14 protein-coding genes are annotated in these 14,796 nt (G+C 71.0%); 8 read left to right on the top strand and 6 right to left on the bottom strand.

Translation table 11 applies throughout. The features are described 5' to 3' along the window. Positions 1-44: 44 nt before the first annotated feature. Both mdlC and AB5J73_RS07680 read left to right on the top strand, forming a co-directional pair. Complete coding sequence (gene mdlC / locus AB5J73_RS07685; RefSeq protein ID WP_370968997.1) at positions 45-1,631, top strand: benzoylformate decarboxylase; 1,587 nt, start codon at positions 45-47, stop codon at positions 1,629-1,631. A 1-nt stretch (position 1,632) separates the two neighbouring features. Continuing rightward, the gene (locus AB5J73_RS07680; protein ID WP_370968996.1) at positions 1,633-2,097 is read left to right on the top strand and encodes a hypothetical protein; all 465 of its coding nucleotides are present in this window, start codon (positions 1,633-1,635) and stop codon (positions 2,095-2,097) included. Here the strand turns inward: AB5J73_RS07680 and AB5J73_RS07675 are convergent. The 5 genes from AB5J73_RS07675 to AB5J73_RS07655 form a co-directional block, all read right to left on the bottom strand. Continuing rightward, positions 2,094-3,038, bottom strand: coding sequence for an ABC transporter substrate-binding protein (locus AB5J73_RS07675; RefSeq protein ID WP_370968995.1), 945 nt, complete (start codon positions 3,036-3,038; stop codon positions 2,094-2,096). The genes AB5J73_RS07680 and AB5J73_RS07675 overlap by 4 nt on opposite strands. Positions 3,039-3,054: 16 nt before the next feature. Continuing rightward, positions 3,055-3,915, bottom strand: coding sequence for an ABC transporter ATP-binding protein (locus AB5J73_RS07670; protein WP_370968994.1), 861 nt, complete (start codon positions 3,913-3,915; stop codon positions 3,055-3,057). Between the two features lie 20 nt (positions 3,916-3,935). Beyond that, complete coding sequence (locus AB5J73_RS07665) at positions 3,936-4,769, bottom strand: ABC transporter permease (protein WP_370968993.1); 834 nt, start codon at positions 4,767-4,769, stop codon at positions 3,936-3,938. Continuing rightward, positions 4,766-5,536 (bottom strand): ABC transporter permease, encoded by a 771-nt coding sequence (locus AB5J73_RS07660; protein WP_370968992.1) that lies wholly within the window; start codon positions 5,534-5,536, stop codon positions 4,766-4,768. The genes AB5J73_RS07665 and AB5J73_RS07660 overlap by 4 nt, the downstream gene beginning before the upstream one ends. A 92-nt stretch (positions 5,537-5,628) precedes the next feature. Continuing rightward, positions 5,629-6,636, bottom strand: a complete 1,008-nt coding sequence (locus AB5J73_RS07655; protein ID WP_370968991.1) for an ABC transporter substrate-binding protein — start codon at positions 6,634-6,636, stop codon at positions 5,629-5,631. 717 nt (positions 6,637-7,353) lie between these two features. Between AB5J73_RS07655 and AB5J73_RS07650 the strand changes: the two genes are divergently transcribed. From AB5J73_RS07650 to AB5J73_RS07625, 6 genes are all read left to right on the top strand, one after another. Next, positions 7,354-10,503 (top strand): nitrate- and nitrite sensing domain-containing protein, encoded by a 3,150-nt coding sequence (locus tag AB5J73_RS07650; protein ID WP_370972998.1) that lies wholly within the window; start codon positions 7,354-7,356, stop codon positions 10,501-10,503. A 20-nt stretch (positions 10,504-10,523) separates the two neighbouring features. Next, positions 10,524-10,985, top strand: coding sequence for a roadblock/LC7 domain-containing protein (locus AB5J73_RS07645; protein WP_003085376.1), 462 nt, complete (start codon positions 10,524-10,526; stop codon positions 10,983-10,985). Between the two features lie 25 nt (positions 10,986-11,010). Further along, positions 11,011-11,790 (top strand): DUF742 domain-containing protein, encoded by a 780-nt coding sequence (locus AB5J73_RS07640; RefSeq protein WP_370968990.1) that lies wholly within the window; start codon positions 11,011-11,013, stop codon positions 11,788-11,790. Further along, the gene (locus tag AB5J73_RS07635) at positions 11,771-12,379 is read left to right on the top strand and encodes an ATP/GTP-binding protein (protein ID WP_086861435.1); all 609 of its coding nucleotides are present in this window, start codon (positions 11,771-11,773) and stop codon (positions 12,377-12,379) included. Before AB5J73_RS07640 ends, AB5J73_RS07635 begins: the two co-directional genes overlap by 20 nt. A 402-nt stretch (positions 12,380-12,781) precedes the next feature. Then, on the top strand, positions 12,782-13,198 hold the full coding sequence (locus AB5J73_RS07630) for a roadblock/LC7 domain-containing protein (protein WP_247017874.1): 417 nt from the start codon (positions 12,782-12,784) through the stop codon (positions 13,196-13,198). A 6-nt stretch (positions 13,199-13,204) separates the two neighbouring features. Further along, positions 13,205-14,194, top strand: a complete 990-nt coding sequence (locus tag AB5J73_RS07625; RefSeq protein WP_370968989.1) for a DUF742 domain-containing protein — start codon at positions 13,205-13,207, stop codon at positions 14,192-14,194. Here AB5J73_RS07625 and AB5J73_RS07620 read toward each other — a convergent pair. Then, positions 14,191-14,760: a hypothetical protein gene (locus AB5J73_RS07620; RefSeq protein WP_370968988.1), complete on the bottom strand. Its 570-nt coding sequence runs from the start codon at positions 14,758-14,760 to the stop codon at positions 14,191-14,193. The two genes, AB5J73_RS07625 and AB5J73_RS07620, sit on opposite strands and share 4 nt — an antisense overlap. Positions 14,761-14,796: the final 36 nt, after the last annotated feature.

The following is a 14,796-nucleotide window of genomic DNA, read 5'->3' as shown; positions in this document are numbered from 1 at the left end:
ATTCGGGGGCTTTTCTTCGCAACGCTAAGCGTTAGCCTGGTGGCATGATCAAGCGCACGGTGCTGGACGCCACCCGGGAACTGCTCCGCGAACTGGGCCTCACGACGGTGTTCGGCAACCCCGGCACCACCGAGGTCCCCTTCCTCACCGACTGGCCGGACGACTTCGACTACGTCCTGGGCCTGCAGGAATCCGCCGTCGTGGCGATGGCCGACGCCTATTCGCAGGCCACGCGCCAGGCCGTGCTGGTCAACCTGCACTCGGCGGGCGGCGTCGGGCACGGGCTCGGCAGCCTCTTCAACGCCTACCGCAACCGGACGCCGCTGATCATCGTGGCCGGCCAGCAGAACCGCGCGCTCCTGCCGCACGACCCCTTCCTCGGCGCGATGGAAGCCCCCGAGTTCCCGAAGCCGTACGTCAAGTGGTCGATCGAGCCGGCGTGCGCCGAGGACGTCCCGGCCGCGCTGGCGCGCGCTTACCACGTCGCGACGCAGGCGCCGTCCGGTCCGGTCTTCGTGTCCGTCCCGGCCGACGACTGGACCGCCACCACCGAGCGGCCCATCGTCTCCCGGCCGCGCATCCGGGGCTTCGCACCGGATCCCGAAGCCGTCGACGAGCTCGTCGCCGCGCTCGAAGCCGCGCAGCGGCCGGCGATCGTCGTCGGGGGAGCCGTCGACCAGGACGGCGCGGTCGTGGAAACCGTCGCGCTCGCCGAACGCCTCAACGCCGGCGTGTGGGTCGCGCCGATGTCCTACCGCTGCTCGTTCCCCGAGGACCACCCGCTGTTCCAAGGGTTCCTGGACCCCGAACGCGGCGCGGTCTCGGACAAGCTCGCGGCGCACGACCTCGTCGTCGTGCTCGGCGCGCCCGCCTTCACCTACCACGTCGACCGCGGGCGCGGGGAAGCTCAGCTGCCGCCGTTGTTCATCGTCAGCGACGACGAGCAGATCCTCGCGCGCGCCTACGAAGGCACCGGCATCCGCGCCACGCCGAAGCTCGGCATCCGCGCGCTGCTCAACGTGATCGAGCGCAGCGCCCGGCCCGCGCCGAAGCCGCTGGAGCGTCCCGCGAAGCCGGGCGGCGAGAAGCTCACCGGCGAGCTCGTCTACTCGACGCTGGCGGAGGTGCTGCCGGACAACGCGATCGTCGTCGAGGAGACGCCGAGCCACCGCGGCATCCTGCACGACCACCTGCCGATCACGGCGACGGACACGGGTTTCCTGACGATGGCCAGCGGCACGCTCGGCTACGGCGTCCCGGGCGCGGTCGGCGCGGCCCTCGCCCGCCCGGACCGCAAGGTCGTCGGCGTCGTGGGCGACGGCTCCAGCATGTACGGCATCCAGGCCCTTTGGACGGCCGCGCGCCAGGAACTCCCGGTGACGATCCTGATCATGGACAACACCGAGTACGCGGCGGTCCGCATCCTCGGCGAAACGATCGGCGGCGCGAAGCTCCCGGGCACGGAACTGGGCGGCATCGACTTCGCGGCACTGGCGGCGAGCATGGGCTGCCACGGCGTGACGATCACCGAGCCGGCCGGCCTGGCCCCCGGCCTGACGGCGGCGCTGGCCGACCCGCGCCCGACCCTGGTGCACGTCAAGGTGGCGCCGTCGGACCGGACGCTGTACTGACTTGTCGACAACGGAAGAGCTGGAAGCGGCGGTGGCGCTGCTACCCGGGTGCCGGGTCACCGAGTTCAGGCGGACGCTGAACATCGCCATCGTCGTCTTCCAGGGCGAGGACGTCGAAAAGCGGCTCCACGCGCAGTGCCCGTTCCGGGTGACGCACCGCGACCGGATCCTGTTCGGCTCGGTCGACATGTACTACCGGGACACCGGGGACGCGGAGACGGCGTTCGACGAGTACCGCACGAAGTACGACCGCTTCGCCCGGCAGCTGACCGGGATGGCCGCGGAGCACGAGTGCTTCGTCGAGTCCGCGGCCCTCGGGCGCGCGGGGACGTTGTCGCTGGAACTCAGCGGTCCCCTCCTGGTCGAGGTCTTCCCGGCGTGCGCGGGCCCGAACGTCGAGCAGTGGCGGCTGTTCGACCGGCACACCGATCGCCACGTCGTCTTCCCCGACTCCGCGGAGCTCTAGCGCACCACCATCACCGCGACGTCCACCGGCTTGGCCAGGACGCCCGTCTTCAGCAGCAGGTCCGGGACCCGCTGCAGCTGCCGGGCGTCCACAGTGGACTTCAACGTCAGCAGCCCGGTGCTCGCCGCGGTGGCCGCGTCGATCTTCGCGTACTTCACCATCAGCGGCTCGATCTTCTTCCGGTCCGCCGCCGCGTCCCGGGTCGCCGCCGCCATGGCGCGCTGGAACGCCGCCACCACTCGCGGGGAAGCCGACGTGAACGAGCCCAGCGCGCCGTAGCCCGCGGTCGGGAAGTCCACTGTGGACCCCGTGCCGGTGTCGGCCACCAGCACCGCACCCGCCGCCCGCGAAGCCTGGGTGATGAACGGCTCGGTCAGGAAGCCCGCGTCGATGTCGCCGTTCTTCAGCGCCGCCACCGTGTTCGGCAGGGGCAGCGGGACCCACTTGACGCCCGCGGCGTCGACGTGGTTGTCGGCCAGCACGGACTTCGTCAGCGTGTCGGCGATCGTGTTGGGTGCCGAGATGCCGATCCGCTTGCCCGCCAGATCGGCCACCGAGCGGATACCGGACGCGGGCAGCGCCACCACGCCCGTCGACCGCGGGCCGGCCGACGACGCGTCCGCCACCAGCCGGATGTCCGCGGTTCCCTTGCTGCGGGCCACGAAGAACGGCGTGTAGCTCGAATACGCGATGTCCGCTTCGCCGCTGACCAGCTTCGTCAGGGACGCCTGCCCGGTCGCGGCCTCGGTCGTCGAGACGTCGAGGCCTTCGCGCTCGAAGTACCCGCCGTCCTTCGCCAGCCAGAACGGGGCGGTGTCGATGGTCGACATCATCGACACCCGCAGCTTTTCCCGGGCCGCGGAGGGCGGCGAGGAGCCGCTCAGCGCCGAACAACCCGCCAGCAGCAACGCCAGCAGTCCGGCCAGTACCGCCCTCGCCATGGTCCCCCCTGCGGTGTCAGCTCCCGGTCTTGGTCTCCGTCACGTCCGAGGCCCGCTCGGCCAGGTCCCATTCTGCGGCGTCCGACGCGGCCGTGGCAGCCTCCGCCGGGGTACCGCCGTGCAGCAGCCGGGCCACTTCGCCGCGCAGCGTCACGAACTCCGCCGACTCGCGCGTGGTGATCTGGTCGCGCTCGGCGGGCAGTCCGACCGGCAGGTCCGCCACGATCGACGCCGGCGACTTCGACAGCACCAGCACCCGGTCGGAGAGGTAGACGCTCTCGTCGATGTCGTGCGTGACGACGAGGATCGTGCTGCCCTGCTCGCGCTGCACGCGGCGGGTCAGGTCCTCGAGCTCGAACCGCGTCTGCGCGTCGACCGACGCGAACGGCTCGTCCATCAGCAGCAGCGCCGGGCGGCTGGCCAGCGCGCGGGCGATCGACACCCGCTGCTGCATGCCGCCGGAGAGCTGCCACGGGTACTTCCCGCCGACCGCGGACAGGCCGACCTGCTCCAGCGCCTCGGCCGCCCGCTGCCGCCGCTCGGCCCGCGAGATCGGCCGCCAGCGCAAGGGGAACTCGACGTTCTTCTGCACCGAAAGCCACGGGAACAGCGAGCGGCTGTAGTCCTGGAACACGACGGCGAGGTCGTCCGGCACGCCGTCGACGCGGTCGCCGTGCAGGCTGACCGTGCCGTCGGTCGGCGGGGTCAGCCCGGCGATGCAGCGCAGCAGCGTCGACTTCCCGCAGCCCGACGGGCCGACGATGCTGGCCAGTTGCCCGGCTTCGACGGTGAACGACAGCTCGTTGACCGCGGTGTGCGCCTTGGCACCGGTGCCGTACCGGTGACTGAGGCCGGAAACTTCGAGCATGGTGGACATGGGGAGAGGCCTTTCCAGCGTCAGTCGCGGCCGAGGCGGGTCGGCTGCCAGGCCAGCACCCGCCGCTCCGCGACCAGGAAGATCGTGTTGAAGACGTAGCCGAGGATGCCCAGCAGCACCAGCCAGGACCACATGATGGGGAAGTCGAAGTCCTGCTGGGCGTTCAGCAGCGCCCGGCCGATCCCGTTGTACGCGCCGACGAGCTCGGAGACGACCATCAGCAGCAGCGAGATCGACAGGCTGACCCGCAGGCCGGCGAAGATCTTCGGGGCCGCGGCCGGCAGGACGACCAAGCCGACCCAGTACCGGCGGGGCGTGCGGAAGGACCGCGCCGTCTCCACCTTCACCTGGTCGACCGAGCGGACGCCGTCGACCGCGTTGAGCAGCACCGGCCACACCGCGCCGAAGATGATCGACCCGATCTGCATGCCCGAGCTCAGCCCGAAGAGCACCGCGAACACCGGGATCAGCGTGGGCGGCGGGATCGAGCGGAAGAACGCGAACAGCGGGCCGACGTAGTCCATCGCCGTGTCGGACCGGCCGACCAGGATCCCGAGCGCGACGCCGACGACGGCGGCCAGTCCCCAGCCGCCGAGCATCCGGCCGAGACTGGGGAAGACGTTGTCGAAGACGGCGTCGGTGAGGAAGAGGTGCGACGCGGGACCGGTGAACCACAGCTTCGCGGCGGTGGCCGCGATTTCCGTCGGCGGCGGGAAGAACTTGCTGCCGCCCGCGCGGGCGGCGAACTCCCAGCCGACGACGAGGATCGCGAAGAGCAGCCAGTTGCGGACGACGGCGACGGCGCCGCGGGCGGCCCGGCGGCCGACCCGGCCGGAAAGAGTTGCCGCGGTCACGCGATCGCCTCCCGGTCGACGCTGCTCCAGCGGAACAGCCGCTTGCCCAGCTGTTCGAGCCCTTCGTTGATGAGGTAGCCCAGCACCCCGGCGACCACGGTACCGGCGAGCACCAGGTCGAACCGGATCGAACCGGTGCTGGCGACCAGGATGAAGCTGCCGAGACCGACCTGGGAGCCGGCCAGGAACTCCACGCTGACGACGGCGATCAGGGAGATGGTCGCCGACAGCCGGACGCCGGTGAAGACGAACGGCGCGGTCTGCGGGAGCGCGACCGAGGACAGGATGCGGAACCGGCTGGTCCCGCACGCCCGCGCGGTCTCCATCAGCACCGGGTCGATCTCGCCCATGCCGTAGATGGTGTTGAACATGATCGGCCACAGCGAGGCGTACACCGCGAGGGTGATCTTCGCGTCCGGACCGGAGCCGATCACCAGCAGCACCAGCGGCACCAGCGCGGTGACCGGGATCGGGCGGAGGAATTCGACGATCGCGGCGGTGGCGGTGCGCAGCACCGGGACGCTGCCCAGCAGCAGCCCGGCGGGTACGCCGACGACGATGGCGATGGCGACCGCGATCAGCCAGGCCAGCATCGTCGCGACGATGTCGCGGATGAACTCGGGGTCTCCCAGCAGGTCGCCGACGGTGACCAGGACGACGCTCGGCGGCGGGGTGAACGTCTTACTGACCAGGCCGACCTGGACGACGACCTCCCAGAGCAGGAGGAAGCCGACCAGGCCGGCCAGGCCGCGGAGCAGTTTTTTCACGTCAGAACCTTATTTTGGTTAGGCCGGCGCGACGGACCGCCAGCTGCGATCCTGCGGTGACCTTCGCGCCGGCCGACGGCGGAACAAGGTTCTCAGCTGGTCGCCTGCGGCGCGATCATCGGCGCGGCGTCGACCTTGCTGGTGATGACGCCCATCTGCAGCAGCAGGTCGGGCACCCGCTGCAGGCGCCGGGCGTCCAAGGTGGAGCCGTAGCCGGGCAGGGTGAGCAGCTTGGCCGTGTCCTCGTCGATCTTCGCGTACTTGACCAGCAGCGGTTCGACCTTCGAGCGGTCGTTGATCGCGTCGCTGGTGGCCTTCTTCATGGCGCGCTGGAAGGCCGCGAGGGTCTTCGGGTTCGACTGGACCCACTTCGTCGTCGCGCCGTAGCCGGTCAGCGGGAAGTCCTGGCTGGCACCGGTGTTGATGTCGATGACCGGCGTCGCGCCGACGGTCTTCGCCGACTGCGAGAGCATCGGCTCCGGCATGTAGGCCGCGTCCACCTGGTTGTCCTTCAGCGCCGCCGCCATGTTCGGCAGCGGGACCAGGGTCCACTTGACCGTGCTGAAGTCGACGCCGTGGTCCTTCATGACGGACTTGGTGAGGATGTCGGAAGCGGTGTTCATCGCAGTGATCGCGATTCGCTTGCCGGCGAGGTCGTTGACCGTCTTCACGTTCGAGGTCGGCACGGTGACGATGGCGTTGCTCTTCGCGTTGACCGACGTGCCGTCGGCGACGAGCTGGATGTCCGCCGCGCCCTTGCTCTTGGCGACGAAGAACGGCGTGTAGGTCGAGAGGGCGATGTCGGCCTCGCCGGAGAGCGCCTTCGTCATCGACTCCTGGCCGCTCTTGGCGACGATCTGCTCGACGTCGAGGCCCTCGGCCTTGAAGTAGCCGCCGTCCAAGGCCAGCCAGAACGGCGCGAGGTCCGTCGTCGGCATGATCGAGACCTTGATCTTCGACTTCTCCAGGCCGCCCCCGTTCGACGAGGCGTTCGAGTCGTCCGAGCCGAGGGCGCTGCAGCCCGTGAGGGCTGTCGCCGCCGCGACGGTGAGGGCGAGCCCGAGCGCGGCGCGGCGAGTGCGAACCCGGCCACTGCTCATGGCGTTTCCAAGCAAGGCCTGCTCCTTGGGTGAAGAAAGTGACGGTTGATGGACCGAATCCCGGGGAAGTAGGTAACTCATTCTCGGGAGTACGCGGGTCACTGTAGAGAACGTGACAGGTTGCTCACAACGGGTGGGATCAATACCCGAGAGGGTGGCGCACGTCACTCTTTTGGCCTCTGGTCTAGACCCACTGCTCCACTCGCCGTAAGCGTTCACCCAGCGTAGGGCCCAGTTCCTGAATAAGGGATGTCCAGCTGTGTGCCGACTGAGCGAACGCTGTGCAACATCGAGCGCGTCCTGTCGGGAGGGTTACATCTTCCCCGGGCGTTCGCTACCCTCTGCACCTGCGGGGAGGTATCAACCTCCGATGTAGTGAGAGAGAGTCCCTGGATGGCCGATCAAGTCGATCCCCGGTTTACCAGGGCACGCTGTGCTTTTCCTGAGAGATTCGTCCCCGTAGAGGCCACTGCCTGGCCGGGCACAGCCGCCGCGCCGGTGGGCTAGGCCGAACCAACAGACCGATGCGAGACCAGCGCAGGGACCCGACCGTGATGCTCGAGCTGAACCGATTCCGTCCAGTCGGACGGGGTTCAGGAACACCCACCGAAGACGATCTTTTCACCCGTACGGGTACCGTCTCGCGCTGGGCTCGTTCCGACCTGCCGCTGCGCTTGAGCGCCGGGAGCGTGCAGACGAGTGGCTGACGAGAACGCGATGCGCCCGGGCGGGCGCTGGACCGACCAAGGTTTCACGAGCACGAACGATGATGGTGGTGCGGCGGTGCCGAACGAAGACGCCGCGGGGGTAGGAGGGGCCCCCGCGCAGTCGCCCGGAGACAGTCCGGGCCGGAAGGCCGGGTTCTTTTCCGGCATGCGCGACTGGCGGCTGCGCTCCAAGCTGGCCGCGGTCCTGATCATCCCGACCCTGACCGCGGCGGTGCTGGGGGCACTGCGCGTGGTCGACGACGCCCGGGAAGCGGCGGAGTTCCAGCGGACGGCCGACCAGGTGGCGTTCGCCGTCAAGGTCACGACGGTGGTCCACGAGCTGCAGAACGAGCGCTCGCTGGCCGTCGCCCGGATCTCGTCCAACAACTCGCTGCTGCAGACCGGCCTCGACTCGCAGATCGCGAAGGTCGACCGCGAGGTCACGGACCTGCGCTCGGCGGCGTCGACGCTCAACTACGACGACCAGGCGACCAAGGACCGTTACACCCGCGGTATCCAGCGCCTCGACGCCCTGCGCCCGCTGCGCGCGGCGTTCAACGCCCAGAACGGCCTTCCCGACATCACGGTGATGACGGCCTACTCGGGCATCCTCGACTCGCTCATCGAGCTCGGCCGCGAGGTGACCACCGCGGTCACCGACCGGGACGTGCTGCGCCTCGGCACGAGCACGCAGGCGATCAGCGAGGCCAAGGAGTTCACCACCCGCTCCGACGCCGAGCTGCAGATCGCCGCGTTCCGCGGCAGCTTCCCCGGCGACCTCCTGGACCAGACGCGCGCGTCGGCCTCCAGTGCGGACGCCTCGGTCCAGGCCTTCCTCGCGAACGCCGACGACGACCAGCGCCAGCTCTACAACGACACCTACTCCGGCCCGGAGGTCGACGACCGCCGCCGGATCCAGACCGCGGCGTTCGCCTTCGCCCAGCTGGACCAGGCGCCGAGCATCGACACCACGGCGCTCGGCAAGGACAGCACCGTGTCGGCGGACAAGCTGCACGCGGTCGAGTCGAACCTGCTGGCCCAGCTCAAGACCCGCGCGGACGACCTCGCCACGGCGGCGGTCAACTCGGCGTGGGTCGGCGGTGCCGTGGTGCTCGCCGCGCTGGCCGCCGCGATCGCGCTGATGCTCGTCGTCGCCCGCCTGATGCTGCGCCCGCTGCGGGTGCTGCGCCGGAGCGCGCTGGACGTCGCCTACACCCGGCTGCCGGAAACCGTGCAGGCGATCCTCGACGACCCGGACCCGGTCGGCGCCTCCAAGAAGGCCGTCCAGCCGGTGCCCGTCACCTCCCGCGACGAGATCGGCGAGGTCGCGCGGTCGTTCGACATCGTCCACGAACAGGCCGTCAAGATGGCCGCCGAGCAGGCCCTCCTGCGCGAGAACGTCAACGGCATCTTCGTGAACCTCTCCCGGCGGTCGCAGCGGCTGGTGGAACGCCAGCTCGGCGTCATCGACCGCCTCGAGGCCGACGAGCAGGACCCGGACCACTTGGCGAGCCTGTTCGAGCTCGACCACCTGGCCACCCGGCTGCGGCGCAACGGTGAGTCCCTGCTGGTGCTTTCGGGCGCCGGCCTGGCCAAGTCCGTGCCCAAGCCGGTGCCCGCCGCCGACGTCATCGGCGCCGCGGTGTCCGAGATCGAGCAGTACGCCCGGATCGAGGTCGGCATCGTGCCCGACGTCGCGGTCCAGGGCCTCGCGATCCACGACCTCGTGCACGTCCTCGCGGAGCTGCTCGACAACGCGACGTACTTCTCCGAGCCGGAGACGAAGGTCATCGTCCGGGCCGTGGTGACCCGCCGCAAGGCGCTCGCCATCCAGGTCACCGACCACGGTGTCGGCATGAGCGACGAGCGGCTGGCCGAGGTCAACGCGCGGCTCGCCGAGCCGCCGGACCTGGACGTGTCGGTGACCCGGCGAATGGGTCTGTACGTGGTCTCGCGCCTGGCCAAGCGCCACGGCATCGAGGTCCGGCTGCGCGAGAACGAGGACATCGAAGGCGGCGTGATCGCCCGGGTCGTCGTCCCGGCGGAGCTGCTGACCCACCTCCGCCCCGGCATGTCGCGGCAGACCCCGCCGCCGCCGGGCCGGTCCGAGACGTCCATGTCGATGCCGAGCATCCCGATCCCGGCCGCGCGCTCGGACTTCGACCAGACGCAGGCGTTCGCGCCGACCCCGCCGCCGCAGTCGGCACCCCCGCCACCGCCGCCGGCCCCGCCGAAGCACGAGCCGGTGGCGAACCAGGGCGGGCTGGTCCCGCTGGACCAGCCGATCAGCCTGGACGACCTGGTCAGCGGCGGCCGCGCGGCGGGCCCGTTCCTGTCGCCCGAGCTGCCGAAGCCCGACGTGCCGGCCTGGCCGACCGCGGAGGACCTGGCGCCGCTGACGCCGTCGTCGAACGGCGACGGGGCCAGCTCGCGGGCCGGCGACACCCAGTTCGCGCCGCTGGTGCTGCCCAAGCGCGAGCCGAAGTTCGTCCCGCCGGAGGAACCACCCCCGGCGCCGCCCCCCGCGGTGGAGGTCGGTCCGTCGGCGCTCGAGGACGATGTACCCACCCGGCGGCTGCCCATCTACCAGTCGGTGCTGTCACGCTGGTTCAGTGAGGGCGACGACGCGGCTGCCGACCCGGTGCCGCCGCAGAGCGACCAGGGCCACCAGAGCCACCGGAGTGCGCAGGACGAGGTCGAGGACCCGAACCTGCCGCCCCTCACCGGCCGCGACGAGCCCGTCCCGGAACCCGTGGACGAACTGCAGCCGACCGCGGCCACCCGGCACCCGCTCCTCCCGCCCGACGACGGCTGGCACAGCGCCTCCGACGACGGCTGGCAGGCGGCGCAGTCGCTGCTCGAGTCCAAGAACGAGGAGATCACCACGGCCGGGCTGCCCAAGCGCATCCCGAACGCCTACCTGGTGCCTGGGTCGATCGGCGGTTCGAGTTCCACGCCCGACGCGCCGGCCCAGAACAACTTCGCGGATGCCACGGCGGGCATGCCCGGAACGGGTGCGATCACCCGCTCGGCGTCCGCGGCGCGGAACCGGATGGCAAGCTTCCAACGTGGGTACACCTCGGGGCGCCATGCGCTGAAGGAGCGACCGGGCGACGAGGTTCCGGTGAGTGGCAACACCACAGACAGCAGTGAGGAGTGAAAGTGACACGGGCGGGTGCAATGCAGCCGGGTGGCTCCGCGCAGCCGAACGGCCAGGCGCATGCCAAGGCGAACAATGCCGGCAGCTTCGCTTGGCTGATCACGGATTTCGTGCACCGGGTGCCCGGCGCGGCCCACGCGGTCGTGGTGTCGGCCGACGGCCTGCTCCTGGCGGCCTCGCGAGGGCTGCCGAAGGACCGGGCGGACCAGCTGGCCGCGGTGGCGTCGGGGCTGACCAGCCTCGCACGCGGTGCGGCCAAGGTCTTCGAGGGCGGCACGGTGGCGCAGACCGTGGTCGAGATGGCCAACGGCTTCCTCTTCCTCATGTCGGTTTCCGACGGTTCGTGTCTGGCGGTGCTGGGATCGCCGGAGAGTGACATCGGCTTGGTCGTCTACGAGATGACCTTGCTGGTGGAGCGGGTCGGCCAGCAGCTGACTCCGGAGATGCGGGCGCAACTGCAGGGCGCGGCCGTCCGCCGCTGAGGACCTGGGAACCGAGGAGAGAGCCGTGGACGACGGGCGCTTGAGGGGTGATGGCCGGCTCGGTGACGACTTCTCCGGCGGGTGGTCCGATCAACCGGACGACGGCCGGGAGGACTGGCAGTCGTTCCGGGACCGCGTCGACCGCGAATGGCGGGCGAGGCGGGTGCAGGCATCCGACAGCGACCCCGTGCGGGAGCCGCCGAACTGGCTGACCGACAGCAACGCCGGGCAAGAACCGATCCGGCCGATCGCGGGCGGCACCGAGTACCGCGACCGGCTGCTCGGCGGGCCGGGCGCGGAGCTGTTCGGCGGTTCGAGCGGACCGCTGTACGACGCGCACGAGTTCGCCGCGTACAGCACCGAGCGGGACTTCGGGGCCGGACCGGACTCCGGTGAGCTGGCCGCGGCGCTGCCGCGCCAGGCCCACCAGGAGTACGTGGACGAGCCGGCGCCGACGGAGATGGAGACGTCCGGCCTGGTCCGGCCGTACTTCCGGACCCGGGGGCGGACGAAGGCGACGCTCGACCTGGCCATCGAGGCGCTGATCTCGACCAGCGAACAAGGCCGGATGCTCGACCGGGTCCGGGTGCCCGAGCACCGGTCGATCTGCGACCTGTGCGTCGACACCCGGTCGGTGGCCGAGGTGGCGGCGCTGCTGCGCCTGCCGCTCGGCGTGGTGCGGGTGTTGATTGGTGACGTGGCGGGCCTCGGGCTGGTGCTGGTGCACTCCAGCAGCCCGACCGTGGGCGACCGCCCGAGTATCGAGTTCATGGAAAGGGTGCTCAGTGGGCTTCGGAGAATTTGACTCCGACGCGAACGCGCCGCAGGTGACGGGTCCGACCTCGTCGGCCAAGATCGTGGTCGCCGGCGGGTTCGGTTCGGGGAAGACAACGTTGGTCGGGGCGATCTCCGAGATCGACCCGCTGACCACCGAGGCCATGATGACCGAGGCCAGCGTCGGGCACGACGACACCTCGGCCACGCCCAACAAGACCACCACCACCGTGGCGATGGACTTCGGGCGCATCTCCCTGGACTCGGACCTCGTGCTGTACGTCTTCGGCACGCCGGGTCAGCACCGGTTCTGGTTCATGTGGGACGACCTCGCGGTCGGCGCCATCGGCGCGGTCGTGCTGGTGGACACGCGGCGGCTCGCCGACGCGTTCCCCTCGATCGACTTCTTCGAGAACCGGAAGCTGCCCTACGTCGTGGCGATCAACTGCTTCGACCGGCTGCTGCACCACCAGATCGAGGACGTCCGGCACGCGCTGACCATCGCGCCGTCGGTCCCGATCATGGCGTGTGACGCGCGCGAGCGCGACTCGGCCAAGCAGGTGCTGATCTCCGTCGTCCAGCACGCGATCGCGCACGATTCGGCGTTGCGCGCGGGATAGCGGATGACGCCCCGAACCGGATGCGGCCGTTGGAGTGAACTCCGCGTGCTTCACCCACTTCGGGGAGTGGTGCTGCCGTCCGGAGCAGTGGCCGGCCACGCCGGTCCGCGGCGACCGGAGGCGGGGCCGCGCGGCTTGGCCACCGGCACCCCGGCTGACCTGCGCCGACACCTCGCGGTGGCGGTGCGGGACCGGCGTCGCCGGGTGCCGCCCGGAAGCGTGACCCCGTCCGGGCCGGCGCGGAGCGCGGCCGTGCGCACACGTAGGGTGCGCTGCGGCCGGCCCGTGGTGGACTCGACACCACCGGCGGTGCGAATACGCTTTACCGTGGCGTCGTCGACCGGCCGTGCCGGACGCTCCGGGGTGCGGCACGCGACGCCGCGCGAGCAAGGAGGGGCAGTAGTGACGGCTTCCGGCCAGGGCACATTCGGCTGGCTCATCACGGACTTCGTACGCCGGGTACCGGGCGCGGCGCACGCCGTCCTGGTGTCCGCGGACGGGCTGCTGCTCGCGCCGTCGGAAGGGCTGCCGCAGGAGCGCGCCGAGCAGCTGTCCGCCGTGGCGTCCGGGCTGATCAGCCTGACGTTCGGGGCCGCGCGCTGCTTCGAAGCGGGCGGCGTCAACCAGACCGTGGTGGAGATGGAGCGCGGCTACTTGTTCTTGATGTCCGTTTCGGACGGTTCGTCGCTGGCGGTGCTGGCCGCGCCGACGTGCGACATCGGCACAGTCGCCTACGAGATGACCCTGCTCGTCGAGCGGGTCGGCCAGCAGATCACCCCCGAGCTGCGCGCGCAGCTCCAGGGCGGCGTGCGTGGGTAGGACGAGATGAGGATTTCGGGATTCGACGATCCGGACTCCAGCGGCTGGGACGCACTGCACCGCGGCACCGAGCGCGAGGGTTTCGATTCGCCCAGCAAGTTCGACATGTCGACGCTGTCGATGATCATGCCCAAGCGCAAGCCGGCGCGGCCGAAGCCGGACCAGCAGGGCTACACCGACGAGGACACCCGCGAGTGGGGCTCGTCGGCGGCCGACGAGGAGTACGACGGCCGCCAGGGGTACGCGGACGAGTACACCGGCGGGCACCGCCGCCACGCCGGGGACGACCACCAGGCCGTGCCGCCGCGCGAGTACACCGGTCACGCCTACACGGACCCGCCCCAGTACGCCGAAGACGGCTACGACCCCGCCGAGCCCGAGTGGCAGGACGGCGAGACCTACCAGCCGGAGCCCCCGGCGCTGGAACCGGCGTGGACCCCGCCCCGGGGCGCCCGGCCGCCCGCACCGCCGCGGCCCCCGGCTCCGCCCCGGCCGCCCGCCCCGCGTCCGCCCGCTCCGCGACCCCCGGTGGCGCCCCCGCCGTCGTGGACACCCCCGCCGGACCCGGAGACCCGCTGGATCCCGCAGCCGGAGCCGTGGGAGGAGCCGGCCTGGAACGAACCGGCCCGCGTCGCGAGCCCGGTGCCCGTCGCCTCGGCGAACTCGCGGGTCCGCCCGTACACCCGCACCGGCGGGCGCACGCGGTCCGACCACAACCTGGCGCTGGAGGCACTGGTCTCGACGTCCGACGACGGCCGCCGGTACCGCGGCGTCCGGTCGGTCGAGCACCGCCGGATCTGCGACCTGTGCCTGGACACCCGGTCGGTCGCGGAGATCGCCGCCCACCTGCGGCTGCCGCTGGGCGTGGTGAAGATCCTGGTCGGCGACATGGCCGACATCGGTCTGGTGCTGATCCACCAGACCGAGCTGATCCTCGGCGACCGCTCGTCCCGCGAGTTCATGGAACGCGTGCTCGCGGGCCTGCGCGCCCTCTAGCCCGCGGTGAGGTCGAGGGCCAGGGTGTTGCCCGGCCCCGGCACCGCCGAGTTGAGCAGGGGTGTCGCCGCCCCGCAGTTCGCGAACTCGCCGATCGCGTACGTCGAGGTCAGCCGGCCGCCCTGGCCCGTGACGAAGCCGTCCGCGACGAGTTCCGTCGTCACCGGCTGGGCGGTGCCGCAGGACGCCCCGACGTCGTACGGGACGCCGTTCACGCGCACGTCCGACAGCTTGACCGGCCAGGTCGCCGAGCCGCTGAAGCCGCTGAACACCGAGCCTTCGGCACTGCCCGGCCCGAGCGTGACGGTGCCGCTGACCGCGCCGACGCCGGGCACCACCTTGGTCACCTTCACCGGCGGCAGCGTGATCGTCCCGTAGAAGGTGTACGAGCCGATCTGCGTGTACATGTCGAACCGGCCCGGCCCCAGCTTCAGGTCGGCGCCCGGCTTCGCGATGTGCGTCGTCCCGTTGACGGTGTACTTCGAGTAGACCGGCGGCCCGGCCGCGTCCGCCGCACCGGCGAATCCCGCCCCACCCACGATCGTCGCCGCGGCTACCGCGGTCACGCGCGTTCCCCACTTCATGGACCAGGCTTACCACCT

This window comes from Amycolatopsis sp. cg9 (assembly GCF_041346945.1).
Classification (GTDB): Bacteria; Actinomycetota; Actinomycetes; order Mycobacteriales; family Pseudonocardiaceae; genus Amycolatopsis.
Note: the sequence above shows the minus strand (reverse complement) of the source record. Positions and strands in the feature narration are given on the sequence as shown.

What these genes read in the sequence shown, in the direction of transcription:
- mdlC (WP_370968997.1), top strand. Translation starts at nt 45, where the DNA reads ATGATCAAGCGCACGGTGCTGGACGCCACCCGGGAACTGCTCCGCGAA.
- AB5J73_RS07675 (WP_370968995.1), bottom strand. Translation starts at nt 3,038, where the DNA reads ATGGCGAGGGCGGTACTGGCCGGACTGCTGGCGTTGCTGCTGGCGGGT.
- AB5J73_RS07670 (WP_370968994.1), bottom strand. Translation starts at nt 3,915, where the DNA reads ATGTCCACCATGCTCGAAGTTTCCGGCCTCAGTCACCGGTACGGCACC.
- AB5J73_RS07655 (WP_370968991.1), bottom strand. Translation starts at nt 6,636, where the DNA reads ATGAGCAGTGGCCGGGTTCGCACTCGCCGCGCCGCGCTCGGGCTCGCC.
- AB5J73_RS07650 (WP_370972998.1), top strand. Translation starts at nt 7,354, where the DNA reads ATGCGCCCGGGCGGGCGCTGGACCGACCAAGGTTTCACGAGCACGAAC.
- AB5J73_RS07645 (WP_003085376.1), top strand. Translation starts at nt 10,524, where the DNA reads ATGCAGCCGGGTGGCTCCGCGCAGCCGAACGGCCAGGCGCATGCCAAG.
- AB5J73_RS07625 (WP_370968989.1), top strand. Translation starts at nt 13,205, where the DNA reads ATGAGGATTTCGGGATTCGACGATCCGGACTCCAGCGGCTGGGACGCA.